The sequence below is a fragment of the Candidatus Enterococcus wittei genome (genome assembly GCF_002140175.1).
Lineage (GTDB): Bacteria > Bacillota > Bacilli > Lactobacillales > Enterococcaceae > Enterococcus_B > Enterococcus_B wittei.
Window position 1 is genome coordinate 97,835 of sequence record NZ_NGMO01000002.1, and the last position, 5,274, is coordinate 103,108.

The 5,274-nt window shown below is 31.8% G+C and carries 8 protein-coding genes and 1 pseudogene; 6 read left to right on the forward strand and 3 right to left on the reverse strand.

All coding sequences use genetic code 11. From position 1 onward, the window contains the following. On the reverse strand, window positions 1-793 hold a 793-nt coding region (locus tag A5844_RS04795; protein WP_256924525.1), incomplete at its 3' end, for a helix-turn-helix domain-containing protein. 161 nt (window positions 794-954) lie between these two features. On the opposite strand from A5844_RS04795, the gene A5844_RS14575 reads away from it, so the two are divergent. The 5 genes and pseudogenes from A5844_RS14575 (at window position 955) to A5844_RS04820 (ending at window position 4,190) form a co-directional block, all read left to right on the forward strand. After that, entirely contained in the window at window positions 955-1,197 is a 243-nt protein-coding gene (locus tag A5844_RS14575; RefSeq protein ID WP_244610850.1) for a hypothetical protein, read from the forward strand. A gap of 69 nt (window positions 1,198-1,266) precedes the next feature. Continuing rightward, complete coding sequence (locus A5844_RS04805) at window positions 1,267-2,394, forward strand: replication initiation factor domain-containing protein (protein ID WP_256924526.1); 1,128 nt, start codon at window positions 1,267-1,269, stop codon at window positions 2,392-2,394. A gap of 63 nt (window positions 2,395-2,457) precedes the next feature. Further along, window positions 2,458-2,670, forward strand: a complete 213-nt coding sequence (locus A5844_RS04810; RefSeq protein WP_002387494.1) for a DUF3173 domain-containing protein — start codon at window positions 2,458-2,460, stop codon at window positions 2,668-2,670. Then, window positions 2,663-3,841: pseudogene (locus A5844_RS14785) on the forward strand (site-specific integrase). The gene A5844_RS04810 and the pseudogene A5844_RS14785 overlap by 8 nt, the downstream one beginning before the upstream one ends. 1 nt (window position 3,842) lies before the next feature. Beyond that, window positions 3,843-4,190: a hypothetical protein gene (locus tag A5844_RS04820; RefSeq protein WP_086284151.1), complete on the forward strand. Its 348-nt coding sequence runs from the start codon at window positions 3,843-3,845 to the stop codon at window positions 4,188-4,190. A gap of 50 nt (window positions 4,191-4,240) precedes the next feature. On the opposite strand, the gene A5844_RS04825 is transcribed toward A5844_RS04820, so the two are convergent. Both A5844_RS04825 and A5844_RS04830 read right to left on the reverse strand, forming a co-directional pair. Beyond that, on the reverse strand, window positions 4,241-4,459 hold the full coding sequence (locus A5844_RS04825; protein WP_086284152.1) for a helix-turn-helix domain-containing protein: 219 nt from the start codon (window positions 4,457-4,459) through the stop codon (window positions 4,241-4,243). A gap of 86 nt (window positions 4,460-4,545) precedes the next feature. Continuing rightward, complete coding sequence (locus A5844_RS04830; protein ID WP_086284153.1) at window positions 4,546-4,764, reverse strand: helix-turn-helix domain-containing protein; 219 nt, start codon at window positions 4,762-4,764, stop codon at window positions 4,546-4,548. 90 nt (window positions 4,765-4,854) lie between these two features. Here A5844_RS04830 and A5844_RS04835 point away from each other — a divergent pair, with 90 nt between their 5' ends. Beyond that, window positions 4,855-5,169: a hypothetical protein gene (locus A5844_RS04835; RefSeq protein WP_086284154.1), complete on the forward strand. Its 315-nt coding sequence runs from the start codon at window positions 4,855-4,857 to the stop codon at window positions 5,167-5,169. Window positions 5,170-5,274 lie beyond the last annotated feature (105 nt).

Here is a 5,274-nt window from a genome sequence, read left to right on the forward strand (position 1 = left end):
CTTCTTTTCTAAGCTCCTTCACAAATGGTGGATACATCCCGATCTTTTTAATTTCATCTATATCAAGAATAGGTTCATATCTTTCGGCAGTGTGGCTGTATTTGAAATGTGCTACTCTAATTTTATTTTTTGTTTGTTCTAAATCATAAATTACTATTATTGGATGATCGCCCATCTCAAAATCAGCTAGCTCATTTAATATATAGTGGTTTAATTCAGGATTAGGTAAAAAAATATAAAACCTAGAAAGACTCATATTTGAAAAAGGGGTCGGGGCGAAGTGGAATGCTTTATTTTCTCTATCTACATAAACAAAGGCTTTAGCTACTTCTTTGCTATTTCCATAAGCGATATAAATACTTTCAAATTCGTCAAAAAGTTCATATTCAAGATAGTCCTCTTCACTAGCAGGGTTAATATCTTCTTTCAAATAATTAAATATTTTTAGTATTTTCATATCGTCTCCGATATCAATATCAGGTAATTGTTCTTTGATCATTTCTATCATTGCGGATTCAAGTTGTGGAGGTACTTTATAACGTGATTTCTCATTGATTAGCTTGTGGGCATAAGATTCAAAGTCACCATAAAGAATTTGCTGAGGGGTAGTATTCCCTAGAAGCGCAATTTTTTCTAATTTGTCTTTTCTAGGAATACTAACGCCTTTTTCCCAACTATTGACAGAGCTTCTAGGCGATTGACTAACAATTTTACCAAATTCTTCCATACTATAACCCAGTTTTTTTCTGATGTCTTTAATTCTTAATCCAACCTCTTTTTTATTAGGTTTCACTATTACTTCCCTCATTTCATTATGTACATTTTTATTTTAGCATATTACAAATAATTTTGTACATTTTTTTGTACGATTTCCGCTTGTAGTTTTTTCAATCTTAAATTATAATTGGTTTGTACATTAAAATGTACGAATTTATAAATGAAGGAGGTGAAGGTATGTACGAAGTAATACAAGTAATTTCAAAAATTGATAGTCTTAACAGTCTATCTACATTCCATCGCTGGCGAAAGTTTGCAGAGGAGTTATGCAATGTGGAATTCCAAAAAAGAACCATACAAGTAGGAAAAACTAGTTATACGAAAATTTCAACAACGATTTTGTCTTTAAAGACAAAAATCGGTGGTTTGGAAGTAGGAAAGATGGCGAGAAGAGCGAAACGAGCAATCAGTGCTTACTAATAGCACTGTAACATTATCTTCTAAAACTATTAAAAGGTTGATTTAACAAGGGTTATGACGCATCTAGTTATGCCTAAAGTAATTGATAGAAGAGGTAGAGGATTGAAGACAAGTCAAAAAAATGTAACAGCTAAAATCGATTGGTTACAAATAATTTTTTATCAATGTTCAATTGAAGAAATTTTAGAATCGCTTTTAAAAATTGATAAAAAATGTTTTTTAGTAGAGAAAGCCCAGATTCGATATAAGGAGTATGATGTTTGTTACTCTTATGGTTCACTGAAAATTTATACTTACGATCTCCCGGCTTTTGAGGAATCTGAGTGCTACTTAGTTTTTAGTGGTGATGCATGTAGCTTATATGAAAGGTTACTTCATTCATTAGAAAGTACTTGGGTTCTGTTTTTCCAACAGCTTGTCACACAATTTAGTCAACGATTTAAAGTTAAACGTCTAGATATTGCGTTGGATGATCGGAATGAGCAACCTTATTTTAAAGTAGAGCAATTAATTAAGCTCTGTAAGAAAAAACGATATGAATCTAGGAAAAGGAAGTTCCATGTAACTGAAAGTAATGTAGTTGGTACAAAAACCAGTAAAACATTGTATATTGGAAAACGAACATCTGATGTGATGTTTCGGATATATGATAAAGATTTAGAAACAGCTCAAAAGGAAAAACGAGCTGTTCAAGAAATCGGTTCGTGGAAGCGACTCGAAGTGGAATTCAAACGAGACGTAGCTCAGGCTATCGTTGAATTAATTTCGAAAAATACTGACTCTTTAGAGGAATTAACGCGTAGCTTTGTTAAGCAAGAGCTGAATTTTTATTCCGACGATGAGCATACAAAAATTCCTCGGTTTTGGGAACGGTATTTAGGAAGTGTTGCTCCATTAAAGATAGCTAGAAAATATGAAATTAGAGGACTAAAAGACACAGAACAATGGTTTATATTTGGCGGTGGGTTATCTACTTTAAAAGCTTTTGATTTTTTAGCTAATCATGGTGCTTTGGGAAATTTACAGAATATGTTGCAGGCAATACAAGACGCAGAATTATCAAGACCATTAACAAAAAAAGTGGTGGATCACTTAGTTGATATCGGTCGAGAGGATTTAATTGCAGAAATTTATGTATTAACAAAAAAAGAGAACTTGAAAAAGAACAAGATTATCCAGTCTCAAGCTCCACTTTGAACTTCGCAATTTAAAGTATAGCATAGACGGGGTAATCAATAAAGAGAAGATGGAGGAAGTTTATTGATTACACTAACAAAAAAAGAATTAACTGAACTTGGTTTTGGTACCAGTCAATCAGCGGACATTATTCGAAAAGCAAAGGCACACATGGTGAAACAAGGCTTTTCTTACTATTCAAGTAAACGATTAGGAAGGGTTCCTGTATCGTCTGTAGAAGAACTTTTAGGTATTAACTTAAGTAATTTAACAAAGGAAGAAAAAAACGATGCCTAAAATATCTAATATTTATCAAGATAAAAAATCTGGGAAATGGTATTATGTCGCAAATTTAGGATTTAATGAAGAGGGAAAAAGAATTCGTAAATGGGGAAGAGGTTTCTCGACACAAAAAGAAGCCAAACATGCTTATGACGAATATATGAATGACTTTTCAAAAACAGCCATTCGTCAAAATAGTACGATGACGTATAAAAAATTTTTGGACGAATACTTTTTACCAGACTATAAACAAAGGGTAAGAAAGCGAACCTATGATAATCGGCTTTCTTCTATGGATAAACATTTACCTTATTTTTATCGATACAAACTATCTGATATTAGTGCACCTATTATAAAAAAATGGCAAAATCAATTGTCATAAAATTATTCTAGTGCTTATATTCGAAATATCTATGGTTTATTTCAATTGAGTTTAGACTTGGCTGTTAAGTTAGGATTAATTACAAATAATACGGCAAAAATTGTTGGGAATGTTAAAAAACAAAAGCAAAAAGTTGATTTTTGGACACTCGATGAATTTCAGAAAGTTATGGCCACATTCGATGTGACTGATTATTATGAGCTATATACCTATGTAAGTATCTATTTTATGTTTATGACAGGTTTGCGATTAGGAGAAGCACAAGCTCTGGAATGGGCTGATCTTGATTTCAAAAATGAAACAATTCGAATTGAAAAATCAATGTTTTATAAAAATGCACAAGAATTTTACTGTACAGAGCCAAAAACGAGAGCAAGTATTCGAACGATTGCGTTAGATGATGATTTAATCAAGCTTTTAAAAGAATGGAAAGAAAAGCAGGATAGTAATGGTAGTTCTAAGTATGTTTTATCTTATAATGGTTTACCGACCAATAAGCATACGTTGCGCCATGTAATTAAACGTCATTCTGATTTAGCAAATGTTCATCATATTAAAATTCATGCATTGCGACATTCACATGCAAGCTTGCTTATTTCATTAGGAATCAATGCTTTGGATGTAAGAGATCGGCTAGGACATGAAGACATTGAGACAACGCTAGGAACTTATGGACATCTTTATCCTCACACCAATCGAGAAGTCGCAAATAAACTGACAGGAATTGTCATTCAGCAAAAAAGCGAAATACACAGAAAGAAGAAGTTCTCTGGAAATCAATATATTAAGAAAGCAGGAAAATAATATGCCAGAAATGAAGATGAAAGATTTTGATTTAGTGAATCAATTAGGTAAGGATTTGCAGTTAGTAGAAGTGACACCAAAAATAAAATATGAATTAAACGAAAGAACAGGAAGAAATGAACGTACGGGCGAGATCGATGGCTATACCTACGAAGTATTAATGAAAGATAAAAGGTATAAGAGTATGCGTGTGACGGTCTTAGGTGATAAGCCAATTATTACACAACAAGATATTGATAAAGCTGATGATGTTAAAGTTCAGTTTGAAAACTTAGTCGTTAATCCTTATGTTTCAAATGGTTTTATCACCTTATCGTTTAAAGCCGATGGGATGAAAATTTTGAAGTAAACTAATTAAAATAGAGCAGAGGCATTTCTAAATGAAAGGTCTATTCTGCTCTATTTTTTTGGATATGGTTCCATGGAATCAGTAAGATTGACTAAATAATCAACACTAATGGAATAAAATTCAGATAATTTAATAAGAGAGGAAACAGGTATTTCTAAGTCGCCCGTTTCATAGCGAGAATAGGTTGCTTGATTGATATGTAAAAGTCGTGCTAATTTCTCTTGACTTAAGTCAGCATCTTCACGTAAGTTTCGAATGCGATCATACATAAAATCACCTCCACAGTAATTTTATGTTATGCGCTTTTTGCATATTGCTTTTTATGCGTAAATCGCATAAAATAAAAATCAAGTGATCATGCTCTTGGATAGGGACGTTTTTCATGTGTTAAATTTAATAAATAGTCAACGCTGGTAGAATAATAATTAGCTAGGCTTATTAACGCTTGTGTAGGAATATCTAATTTTCCAGTTTCGTAACGAGAATAAGTGGTTTGGCTTATATTTAATAATGTAGCAATTTGTTCCTGACTTAGATCAGCATCTTCACGTAGATTGCGAATTCTGTAATACATAAAAATCACCTCAGGGTCATTTTATAGTATGCAGTTTTCGCATATTGTTTTCTATGCAATAAACGCATAATAAAAATGAGGTGGTGCTTTATGGCGAACGAAGAAATCAAACAAGAGGAAGTTTTATTAACGAAAAATAATTTACCGATAAAAACGATTACTAAACAAGATATTGATGATTTAAAGATGTATTTAGAAGAGTTAACTTCTTGGAAACAAACATTAAAGTTGATGAATAATTTTTTTGATTATGATTGCTTGCCGCTAAAAAAGAAAAAAATTATAAAAGAATTTCATGCTCAATCAAAAGTATTTTCCATTTTTTACGAAAATTTTGTATTTACTACAACGGTACTAGAAGATAAGTTAGAGAAATTAGAGAAGAAAGAAAAAGTAAAAAAATGATTATTGATTAGTAAGCTTATATAACAGCGACGGCAATCGTTGGAAAAGAAAAATTTAGTATATCCCTACTAATTTTTTCAAATAATTTATTAATAGTATTAAGTC

Bases quoted from the DNA above. Each gene is read 5' to 3' on its own strand.
- A5844_RS14575 (WP_244610850.1), top strand. From the start codon at position 955: ATGTACGAAGTAATACAAGTAATTTCAAAAATTGATAGTCTTAACAGT.
- A5844_RS04835 (WP_086284154.1), top strand. From the start codon at position 4,855: ATGGCGAACGAAGAAATCAAACAAGAGGAAGTTTTATTAACGAAAAAT.
- A5844_RS04820 (WP_086284151.1), top strand. From the start codon at position 3,843: ATGCCAGAAATGAAGATGAAAGATTTTGATTTAGTGAATCAATTAGGT.
- A5844_RS04825 (WP_086284152.1), bottom strand. From the start codon at position 4,459: ATGTATGATCGCATTCGAAACTTACGTGAAGATGCTGACTTAAGTCAA.
- A5844_RS04805 (WP_256924526.1), top strand. From the start codon at position 1,267: ATGCCTAAAGTAATTGATAGAAGAGGTAGAGGATTGAAGACAAGTCAA.
- A5844_RS04830 (WP_086284153.1), bottom strand. From the start codon at position 4,764: ATGTATTACAGAATTCGCAATCTACGTGAAGATGCTGATCTAAGTCAG.